At 67.2% G+C, this 16,995-nt stretch carries 14 protein-coding genes; 4 read left to right on the forward strand and 10 right to left on the reverse strand.

Annotation, left to right across the window (positions count from 1 at the left end; all coding sequences use genetic code 11):
- Positions 1-25 precede the first annotated feature (25 nt).
- Complete coding sequence (locus AC3EF3_RS19690) at positions 26-2,011, forward strand: monovalent cation:proton antiporter family protein (RefSeq protein ID WP_488533958.1); 1,986 nt, start codon at positions 26-28, stop codon at positions 2,009-2,011.
- Here the strand turns inward: AC3EF3_RS19690 and AC3EF3_RS19695 are convergent.
- The 10 genes from AC3EF3_RS19695 to rpmH form a co-directional block, all read right to left on the reverse strand.
- Positions 2,008-2,799 (reverse strand): hypothetical protein, encoded by a 792-nt coding sequence (locus tag AC3EF3_RS19695; protein ID WP_488533959.1) that lies wholly within the window; start codon positions 2,797-2,799, stop codon positions 2,008-2,010. The two genes, AC3EF3_RS19690 and AC3EF3_RS19695, sit on opposite strands and share 4 nt — an antisense overlap.
- A 145-nt stretch (positions 2,800-2,944) precedes the next feature.
- Positions 2,945-3,436, reverse strand: a complete 492-nt coding sequence (locus AC3EF3_RS19700; protein WP_488533960.1) for a Crp/Fnr family transcriptional regulator — start codon at positions 3,434-3,436, stop codon at positions 2,945-2,947.
- Positions 3,437-3,520: 84 nt separating this feature from the next.
- A complete protein-coding gene (locus AC3EF3_RS19705; protein WP_488533961.1) occupies positions 3,521-5,689 on the reverse strand; it encodes a prolyl oligopeptidase family serine peptidase in 2,169 nt (722 codons plus the stop codon).
- A gap of 42 nt (positions 5,690-5,731) precedes the next feature.
- Positions 5,732-6,547: a DUF2182 domain-containing protein gene (locus tag AC3EF3_RS19710; RefSeq protein ID WP_488533962.1), complete on the reverse strand. Its 816-nt coding sequence runs from the start codon at positions 6,545-6,547 to the stop codon at positions 5,732-5,734.
- Positions 6,544-7,146, reverse strand: a complete 603-nt coding sequence (locus AC3EF3_RS19715; RefSeq protein ID WP_488533963.1) for a DUF1326 domain-containing protein — start codon at positions 7,144-7,146, stop codon at positions 6,544-6,546. The genes AC3EF3_RS19710 and AC3EF3_RS19715 overlap by 4 nt, the downstream gene beginning before the upstream one ends.
- Positions 7,147-7,276: 130 nt before the next feature.
- Positions 7,277-8,659, reverse strand: coding sequence for a tRNA uridine-5-carboxymethylaminomethyl(34) synthesis GTPase MnmE (gene mnmE, locus AC3EF3_RS19720; protein ID WP_488533964.1), 1,383 nt, complete (start codon positions 8,657-8,659; stop codon positions 7,277-7,279).
- A gap of 28 nt (positions 8,660-8,687) precedes the next feature.
- Positions 8,688-10,370, reverse strand: coding sequence for a membrane protein insertase YidC (yidC, locus tag AC3EF3_RS19725; protein ID WP_488533965.1), 1,683 nt, complete (start codon positions 10,368-10,370; stop codon positions 8,688-8,690).
- Positions 10,367-10,636 (reverse strand): membrane protein insertion efficiency factor YidD, encoded by a 270-nt coding sequence (gene yidD, locus AC3EF3_RS19730; RefSeq protein WP_488533966.1) that lies wholly within the window; start codon positions 10,634-10,636, stop codon positions 10,367-10,369. The genes yidC and yidD overlap by 4 nt, the downstream gene beginning before the upstream one ends.
- Positions 10,633-10,968, reverse strand: a complete 336-nt coding sequence (locus tag AC3EF3_RS19735; RefSeq protein ID WP_488533967.1) for a ribonuclease P protein component — start codon at positions 10,966-10,968, stop codon at positions 10,633-10,635. The genes yidD and AC3EF3_RS19735 overlap by 4 nt, the downstream gene beginning before the upstream one ends.
- Before the next feature lie 29 nt (positions 10,969-10,997).
- A complete protein-coding gene (gene rpmH, locus AC3EF3_RS19740) occupies positions 10,998-11,132 on the reverse strand; it encodes a 50S ribosomal protein L34 (RefSeq protein WP_027101598.1) in 135 nt (44 codons plus the stop codon).
- A 218-nt stretch (positions 11,133-11,350) separates the two neighbouring features.
- Here rpmH and dnaA point away from each other — a divergent pair, with 218 nt between their 5' ends.
- From dnaA to gyrB, 3 genes are all read left to right on the forward strand, one after another.
- Complete coding sequence (dnaA, locus tag AC3EF3_RS19745) at positions 11,351-12,763, forward strand: chromosomal replication initiator protein DnaA (protein WP_488533968.1); 1,413 nt, start codon at positions 11,351-11,353, stop codon at positions 12,761-12,763.
- A gap of 243 nt (positions 12,764-13,006) precedes the next feature.
- Positions 13,007-14,113 (forward strand): DNA polymerase III subunit beta, encoded by a 1,107-nt coding sequence (gene dnaN / locus AC3EF3_RS19750; protein ID WP_488533969.1) that lies wholly within the window; start codon positions 13,007-13,009, stop codon positions 14,111-14,113.
- Between the two features lie 85 nt (positions 14,114-14,198).
- On the forward strand, positions 14,199-16,820 hold the full coding sequence (gyrB, locus tag AC3EF3_RS19755) for a DNA topoisomerase (ATP-hydrolyzing) subunit B (protein WP_488533970.1): 2,622 nt from the start codon (positions 14,199-14,201) through the stop codon (positions 16,818-16,820).
- Positions 16,821-16,995: the final 175 nt, after the last annotated feature.

The following is a 16,995-nucleotide window of genomic DNA, read 5'->3' on the forward strand; positions in this document are numbered from 1 at the left end:
CTTGGGGCGGCCCGGCGACGCGCCTATGACCACGCTGGAGCTCACGCTGGTGTACCTGCTGGCCGCGGTGCTCGGCGTGGTGGCGTTCCGCACGCTCAAGCTGCCGCCGATGCTGGGCTACCTGGTCGTCGGCGTCCTGATCGGCCCGCACGCGCTGGGTGTCGGTGCCGCACCCGAGGCGCTGCGCCATCTCGGCGAATTCGGCGTCGTCTTCCTGATGTTCGTCATCGGGCTCGAGTTCAACCTGCCCAAGCTGCGCGCGATGCGCACCCACGTGTTCGGCCTGGGGCTGTCGCAGGTCACGCTCACCATCGTGCTGGGCACGCTGGGCTCGCTGTTCCTCACGGCGCTGGCGCCGAAACTCTGGAAGATGGAATGGCGCACGGCCGTGGCCTTGTCGGGCGCACTGGCCATGAGCAGCACCGCCATCGTGGTGAAGCTCCTGTCCGAGCGGCTCGAGCTGGAGACCGAACACGGCAAGCGCGTCATGGGCGTGCTGCTGTTCCAGGACCTGGCGGTCGTGCCGCTGCTGGTGCTGATCCCGGCCCTGAGCAGCCCGCCCGAGCGCCTGTTCACCGAACTGGCCATCGCCGGCGCCAAGGCCACGGCCCTGATCGCCGTGCTGCTCGCCGGCGGGCAGGGCGTGATGCGCTGGTGGCTCACGCTGGTGGCGCGGCGCAAGAGCGAGGAGCTGTTCGTCCTGAACCTGCTGCTCGTCACGCTCGGCCTCGCGTGGCTCACGGAGCTGGCGGGCCTGTCGCTGGCGCTGGGCGCCTTCATCGCGGGCATGCTGATCTCGGAGACCGAGTACAAGCACCAGGTCGAAACCGACATCCGGCCGTTCCACGACGTGCTGCTCGGGCTGTTCTTCATCTCGGTGGGGATGCTGCTGGACTGGCGGCTGGTGGTGGCGCGCTGGGGCCTGGTGCTGCTGATGACGACGGTGCCCGTGCTGTTCAAGCTCGCGCTGGTCACGTTGCTGGCGCGCGCCTTCGGCGCGTCGATGGGTGTGGCGCTGCGCACGGGCCTGTACCTCGCGCAGGCCGGCGAATTCGGCTTCGTGCTGCTCACGCTCGCCCAGCAAAGCGGCGTCGTGCCCGGGCAGCTGCTCAACCCGATCCTCGCGAGCATGGTGCTGTCGATGCTGGCGACACCCTTCATCGTCATGTATGCCAACCGCATCGTGATGAAGCTGGTGGCCAGCGAATGGCTGCTGCAGTCGCTGCAGATGACGAACATCGCGCGCCGCTCGATCAATGCCAACAAGCACGTGGTGATCTGCGGCTACGGGCGCTGCGGGCAGAACCTCGCGCGCATGCTGGAGCGCGAGAAGATCCCGTACATCGCGCTCGACCTCGATCCCGACCGCGTGCGCCAGGCCGCCGCCGCGGGCGAGCAGGTCGTGTTCGGCGACGCGGCGCGGCTGCAGGCGCTGGTCGCGGCGGGCCTCGCGCGAGCCAGCGCGGTGGTCGTCACCTACCTCGACGTGCCGGGCGCGATGCGCGTGATCGCCAACGCGCGCACGCACGCCGCCCACGTGCCGGTCATCGTGCGCACGCAGGACGATCGCGACCTGGAGAAGCTCCAGGCCGCCGGCGCGACCGAAGTGGTGCCCGAGTTGCTGGAAGGCTCGCTCATGCTGGCCAGCCATGCGCTGGCGCTGGTCGGTGTGCCGATGCGCCGCGTGATCCGCATCGTGCAGGACCAGCGCGATGCGCGCTACAGCCTGCTGCGCGGCTATTTCCACGGCGCCGATGACGACACGGTGAACGAGCTCGAGCACGAGCGCCTGTCCACGGTGACGCTGCCGCCCGGCGCCGGCTCGCTGGGCCGCACCGTGAGCCAGCTCGCCTTGCAGGCGCTCGATATCCGCGTGGTGAGCCTGCGCCGCGGCGACGGCAAGAGCGCCGATCCCGCGTCCGACCCGCCGCTGCAGGACGGCGACACGCTGGTGCTCTCCGGGCGCCCCGAGACGCTGGCGATGGCGGAAGAGCGATTGCTGCGCGGCTAGTTCAGGTCGCCGTACTGCGTCCCGCTCAGGATGGGCACGCCGTGCGCGTCGGTATCGGCCATCTCCGTGTCCTCGAAGCCGGTGAGCAGCGTGTAGCTTTGCGGCCCGTGCTTCACGCTGCCGTCGAAAGCCTGGGCCTGGGCGCCCGCGCCCTGGACGACGCCCACCGCCGCGGCCGCCGCCGCCGCCGGCTTCTGCACGCCGGCCGCGATCGCGCGCTTGAAGGCGGCGACCTCGTCGGGCTGGATCGGGTCGAAGCGCGAGCGCGGCGCCGGCCTGGCCTCCAGCGGCGTGGGGGCGGAATCGAGCGGGACCGGCTGCGAATCGCTTGACGCGGCTGCGGCCTGGCGCTTGGGGTCGCCGACCGCCACATGCTCGCTCATGCGCCAGTACACGGCCGACACGAGGATGTCGTGCCGCGCCTTCGCGGCCTGCGCGATAAGGGCCTCGATCTCGCCGAGCTGCACGGTCTCGAGCGCGCCCTGGCTCGACAGGTCCACCATCACCAGGAACTGCCGGCCGCGCCCGTCGAGCGACAGCACCTTGAACTTGTAGCCGGACGTGAGCACGCCCGCGCGCACCATCGATTCGCGCACGACCGCATAAAGCAGTTCCCGCCGCGCCATCCGCTCGTGCTTGCGGTTGGCCGGCTGCGCGTTGCCCTGCGGCGCGTCAGCAGCGCCGCTGCGCCGCGCGGGCCGGGTCGGCTCCATGCGCGACAGGCCCGAGCTTTCGGGATCGGTCTTGGACGGCTTCTTGGCCGGGAACATCCAGGAGAACAGGGACATGGGGGAGCCTGTGTCGAACGGAAATCCAGTTTAGGCGCGGGCCGCCTTGCCGCCGGCATTATTTCCCGCGGATCGGGCGCTCGCGCCACGGCGAGTGCAAGAAGCCGTGAAATAGTTGCTGCGCGACAGCAGCTCACCGGGCAGCTCAGGTGACGGCCGCCCGCTTGGGCTTGTTGGTCAGGCGGCGCGACACCAGCGAGCCCAGGGCCAAGGCGATCTCGAGAGCGAGGTTGGGCTGGCGATTGGACAGCTCGCTGAAGCGCAATGCCGTGAGGCACCACAGCTTGGTGGGGGCCGCCGCCTGCACCGTGGCGCTGCGCGGCTGGCGGGTGAAGAACGAGCCCTCGCCGACGGCCGAACCCGGGCCGACGACTGCGATCCGAACGCGGCCCTTGCTGTCCTCGTAGTGCACGGTGAGGCTGCCGCTCTCGATGATGTACAGCGTGCGGTCGGTGGCGTTCTGCTCGATCAGCACCTGGCCGGTCTTCAGCTCGTAGGGCTGCAGGTAGCTGCCGAGCACGTCCCATTGCGTCGCGTTGAGCGACGGGGCGAAGGAGTCGTTCGAGGCGTTCTGTTCGATGGCCCGCACGAGGCCTTGCACCTCGAACTTGATCGGGTTGCGCAGCGGTGCATTCATGACCGGAACTTACCTTGCCCGCTGAGCTTGAGGCAAGCGCCCTGACGGGCGCTTACACCTGAAACCAGCGCTGTAACTTGCCCATCAAGGCGTTGACGTCTTGCCCATCTGCCACAGCAGGAAGCTATAGATGTCGGCGTTCATGGCGTCGCGCTGCGTCGCCGTGCTGCCGACGCCGTGGCCCGCTTGCGCGTCGAGCCGCAGCAGGATGGGCTTGCCGCTGGTGCTCGCCGCTTGCAGCCGCGCCGTCGCCTTCGCGCTCTGCCACACGTCCACGCGTGGATCGTTCAGGCCATGCACCAGCATCACCGCGGGATAAGGCGTGCCGTCCTTGATCTGGTGGTAGGTGCTCATCTCCAGCAGCGCCGGGAATTCGCTGGCGTTCTTGTAGCTGCCGAACTCGGAGATGTTGGTGATGCCGTTGGCGCTCTCCTCGGCACGCACCGCGTCCATCACGCCCACGGCGAAGATCGCGGCCGCGTACAGCTGCGGCGCCGTCGTGACGGCGCGGCCGACGAAGATGCCGCCGGCGCTGCCGCCCAGGATGCCCATGGTCTTGGGCGATGCGTAGCCCTGCGCGAACAGGAACTGCGTGCACGCGATCCCGTCCTTCCAGGTGTTGGGCTTGTTCGCCTTCTGGCCGGCAAGGCGCCAGGGCTCGCCGTAGACGCCGCTGCCGCGCACGTTGGCAATGGCCACCACGCCGCCGCGCTCGAACCAGGCGTAGTAAGCCGGGTTGAAATTCGCCGTCATTGACAGGCCGTAGGAGCCGTAACCGACCAGCAGCGTGGGGTTCGTGCCGTCGCGCTTCAGGCCCTTGCGGTGCAGGATCGTGACCGGCACCTGCTGCCCGTCGGGCGTGGGGCACCGGGTGTCCACCACGTCGAGCTCCGGCACGCCGGTCGGCTTCTTCGCCAGGACGAAGCCTGCATGGCGCGATTGTTCGCCGGCGAGCAGCAGCGTCTGCGGCGGGCTGGCCCAGCCTGCGAGGCGATAGAGCCAGTCGTTGTGGGCGTGGGCCGGGTCGCCCGCGAGTTGCGCGGCGCCCTTGAACGGCAGCTTCACCGCGCGGCCTTTCGTGTCGCCGGGCGCGTAGCGGCGCAGGTCGATCTCGGCGCCGTCGCGCACCTGCGCCATCAGTTCCCGCTGGCCGAGCTCGAAGCCTTCGAGCACCATGCCCTCGGGCGGCGACGCGACCAGCCGCGCCTTCGCCAGCTGCGGCGAGCGCAGGTCCAGCTTCATGATCTTGTAGCGCGGCGCGTCCTTGTGCGTGCGGAAATAGAGCTCGTCGCCCTTGAGTTCCACCTCGACGATCTGGTCGTCGAACTTCGAGATCTGCTTCCACGGCACCTCGCCCTGCCCGAGGTCGCTCGCGCGCGCCACGAACAGCTTGCCTTCGGGCAGCGTGGTGTCGGTCGTGCGTGCCACCATCCAGGGACTGCCCGGCACGAAGCGGATGCTGCCGACATCGAGGCGCGCGAGCCCGAGCTGCTTGTTCACGGTGGGGCCGAACACGGCCTTCGCTTCCGATTCCGGTGCGCCGAGCTTGAGCCACATCACCTTGCTGTCCAGGTAGAACTCGCTCTCGGCATCCTCGGGACCGAGCCTGCGCAGCTGGTTGTACGTGAGCGACTGGCTGTCGGGCAACCAGCCGACGTGGGCCTCGTGCACGCGCGGGATGGGCGCACCCACCTGCTTGCCGCTTTCGACGTTCACGATGTAGAGCGACGCGTCCTCGGAGCCGCCCGCCGACATGCCGTAGGCCACATGCTTGCCGTCCCAGGAGGGCGCGAAGAAGTTGATCGCATGCGGCACGCCGGTCTGGTCGGCCTGCACCTGCGGATCGACGATCACGCGGTCATGGCCCGCTTCGCGCAGCATCAGCTTGTACTGGCGCTCGCCCTTGACGCGCCGCAGGTAGAAGGTCTTGTCGCCGGCCACCCGCACCATCTCGCCGATCGCGTCGCCGGTCTGCTGCGACAGCTCGGTGATGCGCTTGAGCATCACCTCGCGACCGGGAATCGCGTCCAGCGTCTGGCGCGCATGGTCGCCCTGCGCCTTCATCCACGCCTGGACCTCCGGGTCCTTGACGTTCTCCATGTAGCGGTACGGGTCGTGCACGGTGACGCCGTGCATCGTCTCGGGCGTGTCGCGCACCGGCGCCACCGGCGGCGCGGATAGCGCCGTGGACGCCGCCCCCGCGGCCGCGAGGGCCGCCGCGATGCGCATCAGGGACTTGATCGAAGTCGTCATGAATGCCTCAACGTGTAAAGGTCGAGGCATTGTAGGGACGGGCTAGGCGTGCTCCAGCACCATCGCCGCCGACCAGGCGAGCAGCGCGATCCCGAGCGGCGCGCTGAGGCGGCGGCCCCAAGGCATGTTCTTCTCGATGGCCATCGCGGCCGCCAGCGCCAGCATCCAGCCCAGGCTTCCCGCGCCGAACGCGAACATCAGCAGCATGAGCGCCCAGCAGCAGCCGACGCAGAACAGGCCATGGTGGACGCCGAGCCGGAAGGCGTCGCGCGCCGGCGCCCGGCCGCGCCAGTGCTGCATGACGAAGGACATCGGCGTGCGGCACTTTTCCAGGCACTGGTACTTGAGCCGGCTGAACTGGAACGCACCCGCCAGCGCGATCGTGCCCGCGCCGATGACCCAGCCGTGCCAGGCCAGCGCCGGCACGCGCGCGAGCAGGGCGAGCAGTCCCGCATGCAGCGCGTGCGCCAGCAGGCCGAAGGCGCCCCAGACCGCGACGTAGCCGACGCCCAGCATCAGCAGCAGCCGTCCGTGGTCGGCGCGCGCCGACGTCAGCCGCGCGAAGTGGTCGAACAGCGGCAGCGTGGTGGGCAGCATCATCGCCGCGGTCATCAGGATCCATGCGGCCGCATAGAGCGCCGCCGGCACCAGCACCTCACCCGCGGGCAGGGCACGGCACAGGAACGCCGCCGGTCCGGAGACGGTCCAGTCGTCGTGTTCCAGGTAGCGGCCGAAGGGGCTGCGCGACCAGGCCCAAAGCGCGAACCAGGCCAGCGCCACCAGCGCGGCCAGCACCGGGACGAACACGCGTCGGTGATGCGAGGCGCGCCCGCGCGGCACGCCCACGGCCACGTTCATGCGTCGAAGACGAAGGTGCTCTGCAGCGCGTTATGGTTGGAGATGTCGAGGTCGATGCCCAGGTCGGCGTTGCGCGAGCGGTAGCGCGGGGCCTTGCCGACCCACACCGGTGCGCCCGGCACCGTGGAAAAGATCGTGTCCGACAGCGTGGTCAGCCCGCCGGTGGTGCCCTTGTACGGCTCCAGGCTGGCGAAGTAGTTGGCGCCGATCTCGAGTTCGCCGCTGCCTTCCTGGACCGTGAACCGGATCGGCGCGCGCTTGACCGATACCACCGTGCCGATCAGCTTGGCGAGTTCCGCCACCGGTCCGCCGGCCTGGCCGGTGTAGACCTTGAGCAGGGCCTTCTCCTGATCGTCGCTCGCGTTCTCGTCGACGTAGATCGCGGCGCTCCAGTTGCCCTGCAGGATGTTGCCGGGCACGTGCGCCACGGCGGCGATCGTGTTGCCGCCGACGTCCACGCCGTCGACCGTGCCCTTGTCGATGCGCCAGGCCACGATGGTGTCGCAGGTGCCGTTGTCCGGATCCTCGCCGATCCAGCACGGACACAGGACATTGCAGTTGCAGACCTCGAGCAGACGGCCTTCCAGGTGATAGCTCATAGGACCCTCCATGACACCGCTTGAGCGCGGCAATGGAAATCCATAGTAGGGAGCGAACCCGATAAGTCAAACCGCGCCGCGCGCAGCGCGACATCTGTTACGCGCGGCGTGCAAACACGTCGATGCAGCTCTACTTGCCGATGCAGAACTTCGAGAAGATCACGCCCAGCAGGTCGTCGGCGCCGAACTCGCCGGTGATCTCGTTCAGCGCGTTCTGCGCGAGGCGCAGTTCCTCGGCGAGGAGGTCGAGCGCCTGCGCCTGGCGCGCGAGCAGCGCGTCGGCTTCGGCCAGGTGCGCCGCGACGCGCCGCAGCGCGTGCACGTGCCGCTCGCGCGCGATGTAGACGCCTTCGGGCGCGGATTGCCAACCGGCGACTTCGAGCAACTGGCGACGCAGCACATCGAGGCCGGCGTGCGTCCTGGCCGACAGCATCACGCCCTCGTGCGGCCCCGCCGCGACCGCATCGACCTTGTTCCAGACGTCGATCACCGGCACGCCGGCACTCAGCTTCTCCTGCAGCGATGCGGCGATCGCGCGATCGCCTTGCCGGTAGTCGTGCGACTCCGCGCGCGTGAGGTCGTGCAGGAACAGCACGGCGTCGGCGTTCTCGATCTGCCCCCAGGCGCGCTCGATGCCGATGCGCTCGACGTGGTCGCTGCTCTCGCGCAGGCCCGCCGTGTCGATCACGTGCAGCGGCACGCCCTCGATCTGGATGGTTTCGCGGACCACGTCGCGCGTGGTGCCCGGCACGGGAGTGACGATCGCGAGCTCCGCGCCGGCCAGTGCGTTGAGCAGCGAGCTCTTTCCCGCGTTCGGCTGCCCCGCGATCACGACCTTGATGCCCTCGCGCAGCAGCGCGCCCTGCCGGGCGTGGCCCAGCACGCCTTCGAGCGAGGCCCGCAGGCGGTCGAGCTGGCCTTGCGCGTCGGCCTTCTGCAGGAAATCGATCTCCTCTTCCGGGAAATCGAGCGTCGCCTCCACCAGCATGCGCAGATGGATCAGCGCGTCGCGCAGCTCGTGGATCTCCCGCGAGAAAGCCCCGGCCATCGAGCGGCTCGCACTGCGCGCCGCCGCTTCGGTGCTGGCGTCGATCAGGTCGGCGATCGCCTCGGCTTGCGCCAGGTCGATCTTGTCGTTGAGGAACGCGCGCTGCGTGAACTCGCCCGGCTGCGCCACGCGCAGGCCCATCGCGGCGCCCGCCTCGAGGCAGCGCGCCAGCAGCAGCTGCAGCACCACCGGCCCGCCGTGCGCCTGCAGCTCGAGCACGTCCTCACCGGTGTACGAATGCGGCGCGGGGAAGTGGATCGCCAGGCCCTGGTCGATCGGCTGGCCCTGGGCGTCGAGGAAGGGCAGGTAGGTCGCCTCGCGCGGCTTGAGCGCGCGGCCGCACACCGCCTCGACGATGGGCGCCACCGACTTCGCCGACACGCGCACGATCCCCACCGCGCCGCGGCCAGGGGCCGTGGCGATGGCGGCGATGGGGTCGGCGAGTTGCGAGAGCACGGGTGCCATGAAGAAGGGGGCCGGCGGCCCCCTTGTTTTAACTGAACTTCGGCAGATTGAACTGCGGCGGCACACCCATGCGCTTGTTGATCAGCCACTGCTGCGCGATCGACAGCACGTTGTTGGTGATCCAGTACAGCACCAGGCCGGCCGGGAAGAAGAAGAACATGACCGAGAAGGCGAGCGGCATGATCCACATCATCTTCGCCTGCACCGGGTCGGGCGGCGCGGGGTTCAGCGCGGTCTGCAGCAGCGTCGTCAGCGTCATCACCACCGGCAGGATGTAGAAGGGGTCCGGTGCGGAGAGGTCGTGGATCCAGCCGATCCACGGCGCGCCGCGCATCTCCACCGACGCCAGCAGCACCCAGTACAGCGCGATGAACACCGGGATCTGGATCATGATGGGGAAGCAGCCGCCCATCGGGTTGACCTTCTCCTCCTTGTAGATGCGCATCATCTCCTGCTGCATCTTCTGCGGGTCGTCCTTGAACCGCTCGCGCATGGCCATGACCTTGGGGTTGATGGCCTTCATCTTGGCCATGCTCTCGTAGCCCTTGGCCTGCAGCCAGTAGAAGGCGATCTTGATCAGCAGCACCAGCGCCATGATCGACCAGCCCCAGTTGCCGATGAACGTGTGCAGCTTGGCGAGCAGCCAGTACAGCGGCTTGGCGATGATGGTGAGGCGCCCGTAGTCCTTCACCAGTTCCAGCCCCGGCTCGATCTTCTCGAGCTGGCGCTCGTCCTCCGGCCCGGCGAAGAAGCGCGCGTCCACCGCCTTGGCCTGGCCCGGCGCGACGGCCGCCACCGGCGCGATCATGCCGACGGCGTAGTTGCTGGTGCCATCGAGCTTGCGCACGAACAGCTCGCGCTTGACGCCTTCCGGCAGGATCCACGCGCTCGCGAAATAGTGCTGCACCATCGCGACATAGCCGGTGGTCGATTCCTTCTGGAAATCGGCCTTGTTCTTGTCGATGTCGCTGAAGTCGACCTTCTGGAATTTCTGCTCCGCCGTGTACACCGCGGGGCCGGTGAAGGTCGAATAGAAGGACGAGCCCGACGACAGCTTGCTGCCGTCACGCACGATCTGCAGGTACAGCTGCGGCGACACCGGCGCCGCGCCGGCGTTGACCACCTCGTGCCTGACCGGGATCTCGTACGAGCCGCGCTTGAGCGTGTAGGTCTTGACCAGCTTGACGCCGTTCTTCTCGCCCTCGAAGCGCACCGTCATCTGGTCCTGGCCGTCCTTCAGCTGCTTGTCGCCGCTGAACGCCATCACCGTCTTGTGGTTCGGGAAATCGCCGCCGATCAGGCCCGACTCTGCCACGTAAGTGTGCGGCGGCGTCTCGTTGAGCAGGACGTAGGGCCCTTGGCGATCGTCGCTGGGCTCCTTCAGGAACTCGCTGCGGATGAGCGAGCCGCCTTCGGTATCGAAGGTCAGGCGCATCAGGTCCGTGGTGACCGTGATCTTCTCGCTGGCCGCCGAAGGCGCCGCGGTCGGCGTGCCCGGCACGGCGCCGGGCGCGGCGCTGGCCTGGGGCGCGGAACTGCTGGCGCTCGGCACGCTCGACGGGCCGGTGGGCGCCTGAGCGGTGGCGACTTTCTTGGGCGCTTCGGGGAAGAAGGTGGCGCTGCGGCCGTTGTAGACCTGCCACTTGTCCCACAGCAGCACCAGCGTGAAGCCGAAGATCACCCACAGGATGGTGCGTCGGATGTCGGTCATGAGTTCTTCTTGTGTAGGGAAGTCGTGAGATGAGAGAAGAGGCGCGGCTTTTCGAGCGGCACCGGATCGTGGCCGCCGGCGCACCAGGGGCCGCAGCGCACGATGCGATGCGCGGCGAGGCAGGCGCCCGCCAGCGCGCCATGGCGCTGAAGGGCTTGGGCCGCGTACACCGAGCAGCTCGGCTCGTAGCGGCACACCGGCCCCATCCAGGCGCCGAACGTCAGCTGCCAGCCGCGCACCAGCCCAAGAAGCACCCGGCGCATCACGCCTCCGCCCGCTGGAAGAGCTGGACGAGCTCGCCGCGCACGGCGCGCTTGAGCGGCTCGGACGTGGCGCTGGCGAACTGCGCCCGGTCGAAGCCGGTGCGCAGGCGCACGACGTACGCGGCGGGGGTGAGGGACGCGGCTTCGCTCACGGAATAGATCTGGCGTTTGATCGCGTTGCGCGTGACGGCCCGCTTGGCCCAGCGCTTGGGCAGGACCACGCCGATGCAGGCTTGTTCGGACGGCATGCGGTGCAGCGCGAAGTGCGCGGTGCGGGCGACGATGCCGGCGGCCAGGACGGCCTGGAATTGCGCCCGCGTCTTCAGCCGCTGCACGGAAAGTGCCGCCGGCGGGCGCGCGGTCGTCAGACAGCCAGGCGCTTGCGGCCCTTGGCGCGGCGGGCGTTGATGACGGCGCGGCCACCGCGGGTCTTCATGCGGACCAGGAAGCCGTGGGTGCGGGCGCGGCGCACTTTCGAGGGTTGGTAGGTGCGTTTCATGATTCGTTCTCAGGGAAACCCATGATTATCCTTGAAAAACCGCCGCGCCGCCAAGAAGATGGGCGGCCCTGACATAGCCGCCGGGCTTTGTCAAAGGCAGCTTAAGCACGTTGCCGCTGGGCTTCATCGCCAAAAATGTCTTTGTGGACAACATGCGGGCAATCTAGAATCCGCCGCTTTCCGACAATCACAATATCCACAGAAGGCAACTGCCGACAATGAGCGAGGGGCACAAGAGCAGCCTGGCGGCTGGCGCGAGTCTTTCCGCGGGCGACAGCCTGTGGCAGGCCTGCATCGACCAGCTGGCGCAGGAGCTGCCGGAGCAGCAATTCAACACCTGGATCAAGCCGCTGGCGGCCCAGGTCTCCGACGATTTTTCCAGGGTCACGGTGTTCGTGGCCAACCGCTTCAAGCTCGACTGGATCAGGGCGCAGTACTCCGGCCGCATCGCGGCCATGCTGGAGAAGATCTACGGCCAGCCGGTGCAACTCGAGTTAGCGCTTGCTCCGCGTGAGACAACGAGCAGGCCTTATCTCGCGGCCGCCAATTCCGAGATCGGCCCGGCGGTGGAAACCGCCGACATCCCGGACGAATCGCAGCCCAGCGGGTTCAAGAACCGGCTGAACACCGCGCTGACTTTCGACACCCTGGTCGAGGGCACGGCCAACCGCATGGCGCGGGCGGCGGCGATGCACGTCTCGGGCACGCCGGGACAGTTGTACAACCCGCTGTTCATCTACGGCGGGGTCGGCCTGGGCAAGACCCACCTGGTCCACGCGGTGGGCAACAAATTGCTGGCCGACCGGCCCGGCGCCAAAGTTCTCTACATCCATGCGGAACAGTTCGTCTCCGATGTGGTCAAGGCCTACCAGCGCAAGACCTTCGACGAGTTCAAGGACAAGTACCACTCGCTCGACCTGCTGCTGATCGACGACGTCCAGTTCTTCGCCAACAAGGACCGCACCCAGGAGGAGTTCTTCAACGCCTTCGAGGCGCTCCTGGCCAAGAAAAGCCACATCGTGATGACCTCGGACACCTACCCGAAGGGCCTGGCGGACATCCACGAGCGGCTGATCTCGCGCTTCGATTCGGGCCTGACGGTGGCCATCGAGCCGCCCGAGCTCGAGATGCGCGTGGCCATCCTGATCAACAAGGCCCGGGCCGAGAACGCGGAGATGCCCGAGGAAGTGGCCTTCTTCGTGGCCAAGAACGTGCGCTCCAACGTGCGCGAGCTCGAAGGGGCGCTGCGCAAGATCCTGGCGTACAGCCGCTTCAACCAGAAGGAGGTCTCGATCCAGCTGGCGCGCGAGGCCCTGCGCGACCTGCTGTCGATCCAGAACCGCCAGATCAGCGTGGAGAACATCCAGAAGACGGTGGCCGACTACTACAAGATCAAGGTCGCCGACATGTACTCCAAGAAGCGGCCGGCCTCGATCGCCCGCCCGCGCCAGATCGCGATGTACCTGGCCAAGGAGCTGACGCAGAAAAGCCTGCCCGAGATCGGCGAGCTGTTCGGCGGCCGCGACCACACGACGGTGCTGCACGCCGTGCGCAAGATCGGCGCCGAGCGCCAGAACGTGACCGAGCTGAACCAGCAGCTGCACGTGCTGGAACAGACGCTGAAGGGCTGACCGGTGTCAAGGTACAAAGCTGTGGAGCGTTCCCGCACAACTGAGCCGTTGTCCACAGGGGCGAGCGAAACGGCCGAGTTGTCCTGTTTCCGGAAGCAACCGGAAAGCATGGGCGCCAACAGCCTGGGCCGGTCGGTAAGTGCCTGATGAAAAAGGCGAAAATAGCGGTTGTCCACAGAGGGGCCGCTCCCTTACCTAGCTACTACTAGTTTGAATTAAAGAAACAAAGCAGAAGAGGAAGACATGATCGTCTTGAAGGCAACCCAAGAGAAAGTGCTCGGCGTGCTGCAGTCCGTGGCGGGCATCGTCGAACGCCGGCACACGCTGCCGATCCTGGCGAACGTGTTGATCCGCAAGACCGGCGGCTCGGTGCAGTTCACGACGAGCGACCTCGAGATCCAGATCCGCACGACGGCGGAGCTGGATGGCGACAGTGGCAACCTCACCACCACGGTGGGCGCGCGCAAGCTGATCGACATCCTGCGCACCATGCCCAGCGACCAGACGGTGAGCCTGGAATCGAGCCAGAACAAGCTGCTGCTGAAGGGCGGCAAGAGCCGCTTCACGCTGCAGACGCTGCCGGCCGAGGACTTCCCGCTGGTGCAGGAGGCGCCCACCTTCGGCCCGAAATTCAGCGTGCCGCAGAAGACGCTGAAGGACCTGCTCAATCAGGTCTCCTTCGCGATGGCGGTGCACGACATCCGCTACTACCTCAATGGCATCCTGTTCGTCGCCGAAGGCAAGCAGCTGTCGCTGGTGGCCACCGACGGCCACCGCTTGGCTTTTGCCAATGCGACCCTAGATGTGGAAGTGCCCCGCCAGGAAGTGATCCTGCCGCGCAAGACGGTGCTGGAGATGCAGCGCCTGCTGTCGGACGCCGAGGGCGCGATCGAGATGCAGTTCGCCAGCAACCAGGCCAAGTTCTCGTTCGGCGGCATGGAGTTCGTCACCAAGCTGGTCGAAGGCAAGTTCCCCGACTACAACCGCGTGATCCCCAAGAACCACAAGAACGCCGTCACGCTGGGCCGCGCGCCGCTTCTCGCCAGCCTGCAGCGCACGGCGATCCTCACGAGCGAGAAGTTCAAGGGCGTGCGCCTGAACATCGAGCCGGGCACCCTGCGCGTGGCGAGCAACAACGCCGAGCAGGAAGAGGCCGTGGACGAACTCGACATCGATTACGGCGGCGACGCGATCGAGATCGGCTTCAACGTCACCTACCTGATCGACGCGCTGGCCAACATGGACCAGGACATGGTGAAGATGGAACTGGCGGATTCGAACAGCTCGGCGCTGATCACGATTCCGGAGAACAGCCAGTTCAAGTACGTGGTGATGCCGATGAGGATCTGACGCTCTCGCCCTTGCGCGAAGAGCCCACCGGACCCGCCTTCGTTGGCGGGTTCGGCACTTAAAGAGTTTGCTGAAAGCCCGTTTGATGTCCGAAGAAAACAACCTGACCCCCCCGACCCCAGGCGAGGAAAGCTCCAACTACCAGCCCAAGATCGACCCCCACCAGGCGGGCGCGAGCGAAGGCTATGGCGAAGGCGCGATCCAGATCCTGGAAGGCCTGGAGGCGGTGCGCAAGCGCCCCGGCATGTACATCGGGGACACCTCGGACGGCACGGGCCTGCACCACCTGGTGTTCGAGGTGGTGGACAACTCCATCGACGAGGCGCTGGCCGGCCACTGCGACGACATCGTGGTGACCATCCACACCGACAACTCGATCTCCGTCGTCGACAACGGCCGCGGCATCCCGACCGGCATCAAGATGGACGACAAGCACGAGCCCAAGCGCTCGGCGGCGGAGATCGCGCTGACGGAACTGCACGCCGGCGGCAAGTTCAACCAGAACAGCTACAAGGTGTCGGGCGGCCTGCACGGCGTGGGCGTGAGCTGCGTGAACGCCTTGTCGAAGATGCTGCGCCTGACGGTGCGCCGCGAGGGCAAGGTGCACGTGATGGAGTTCAGCAAGGGCTTCGTGCAGAACCCGATCAGCGAGATGCGCAACGGCGTCGAAGTGCGACCCATGCAGATCCTGGGCGACACCGACAAGCGCGGCACGGAGGTGCACTTCCTGCCGGACACGGAGATCTTCCGGGAGAACAGCGACTTCCACTACGAGATCCTGTCCAAGCGCCTGCGTGAACTGAGCTTCCTGAACAACGGCGTCAACATCAAGCTGGTCGACGAGCGTTCGGGCAAGAGCGACGACTTCTCGGGCGCTGGCGGCGTGAAGGGCTTCGTCGAATTCATCAACAAGGGCAAGAGCGTCCTGCACCCGAACATCTTCCACGCGGTGGGCGACCGCCAGAGCGACCAGGGCACCAACATCGGCGTCGAGGTCGCGATGCAGTGGAACAGCGGCTACAACGAGCAGGTGCTGTGCTTCACCAACAACATCCCGCAGCGCGACGGCGGCACGCACCTCACAGGCCTGCGCGCGGCGATGACGCGGGTGATCAACAAGTACATCGAAGAGACCGAGATGGCCAAGAAGGCCAAGGTCGAAGTCACCGGCGACGACATGCGTGAAGGCCTGACCTGCGTGCTGAGCGTGAAGGTGCCCGAGCCGAAGTTCTCGTCGCAGACCAAGGACAAGCTGGTCTCCAGCGAGGTGCGCGGCCCGGTGGAAGACGTGATCGCCCGCACGCTCACCGACTACCTGCAGGAGCGGCCGAACGACGCGAAGATCATCGTCGGCAAGATCATCGAGGCGGCGCGTGCCCGCGAGGCGGCGCGCAAGGCGCGCGAGATGACGCGCCGCAAGGGCGTGCTGGACGGCATGGGCCTGCCCGGCAAGCTGGCGGACTGCCAGGAGAAGGACCCGGCGCTGTGCGAGATCTACATCGTCGAGGGCGATTCGGCCGGCGGCTCCGCCAAGCAGGGGCGCGACCGGAAGTTCCAGGCCATCCTGCCGCTGCGCGGCAAGATCCTGAACGTGGAGAAGGCGCGCTACGAGAAGCTGCTCACCTCCAATGAAATCCTCACGCTGATCACGGCGCTGGGCACCGGCATCGGCAAGGCGGGCAACGGCACGAACGGCAACGGCAACGGCAAGTCGGACGCCGACGACTTCGACGTCGCCAAGCTGCGCTACCACCGCATCATCATCATGACCGACGCCGACGTGGACGGCGCGCACATCCGCACGCTGCTGCTCACGTTCTTCTACCGCCAGATGCCCGAGCTGGTGGAGCGCGGCCACATCTACATCGCGCAGCCGCCGCTGTACAAGGTGAAGGCCGGCAAGGAGGAGCTGTACCTGAAGGACGGCGGCGAGCTGGACAAGTTCCTGCTGCGCATCGCGCTCAATGGCGCGCAGGTGCACACCGGCGGCGCCAATGCCACGGTGATCGCCGGCGACACGCTGGCCGAACTGGCGCGCAAGCACCAGGTGGCCGAGAGCGTGATCGAGCGCCTGTCGAACTTCATGGACCAGGAGGCGCTGCGCGCCATCGCCGACGGCGTGCGCCTGAACCTGGATACGGTGCAGGACGCGGAAGCGTCGGCCGTCGCGCTGCAGGTCAAGCTGCAGGAGCTCGATCGCCTGCACAACCAGGTGCCGGCCGAAGTGGCGGGCGAGTTCGACGCGCGCACCGACAAGCCGGTGCTGCGCATCAGCCGCCGTCACCACGGCAACATCAAGTCGAGCGTGATCACGCAAGACTTCGTGCACGGCGCCGACTACGCCGCCCTGGCCGAAGCCGCCAACACCTTCCGCGGCCTGTTGCACGAAGGCGCGAAGGTGATGCGCGGCGAGGGCGACCGCCAGAAGGAAGAAAAGGTGAACGACTTCCGCGAAGCCATGCGCTGGCTGATCGCAGAGGCCGAGCGTTCCACCGCCCGCCAGCGCTACAAGGGCCTGGGCGAGATGAACCCCGAGCAGCTGTGGGAAACGACCATGGACCCGAACGTGCGCCGCCTGCTGCGCGTGCAGATCGACGACGCGATCGAGGCAGATCGGGTGTTCACGATGCTGATGGGGGATGAAGTCGAGCCGCGTAGGGACTTCATTGAGACGAATGCTTTGCGGGCGGCGAATATCGACGTTTGAGCAACGTTGTAGGTGCGGACGCAAGCTGAGAATCTGCCAGTCAAAGGATGAGAATCGCCCCGCTCCGATCGCATGCAAGGGAGCTCCAATGAGCGATGAAAACGCAAAGGCCGTCCAAGAGGTTGCAAAGACGGCACGTAGTCTCGTCACCAGGCACTGACTTCTTGCCGGGTGC

This window comes from Ramlibacter sp. GS1-15 (assembly GCF_057785015.1).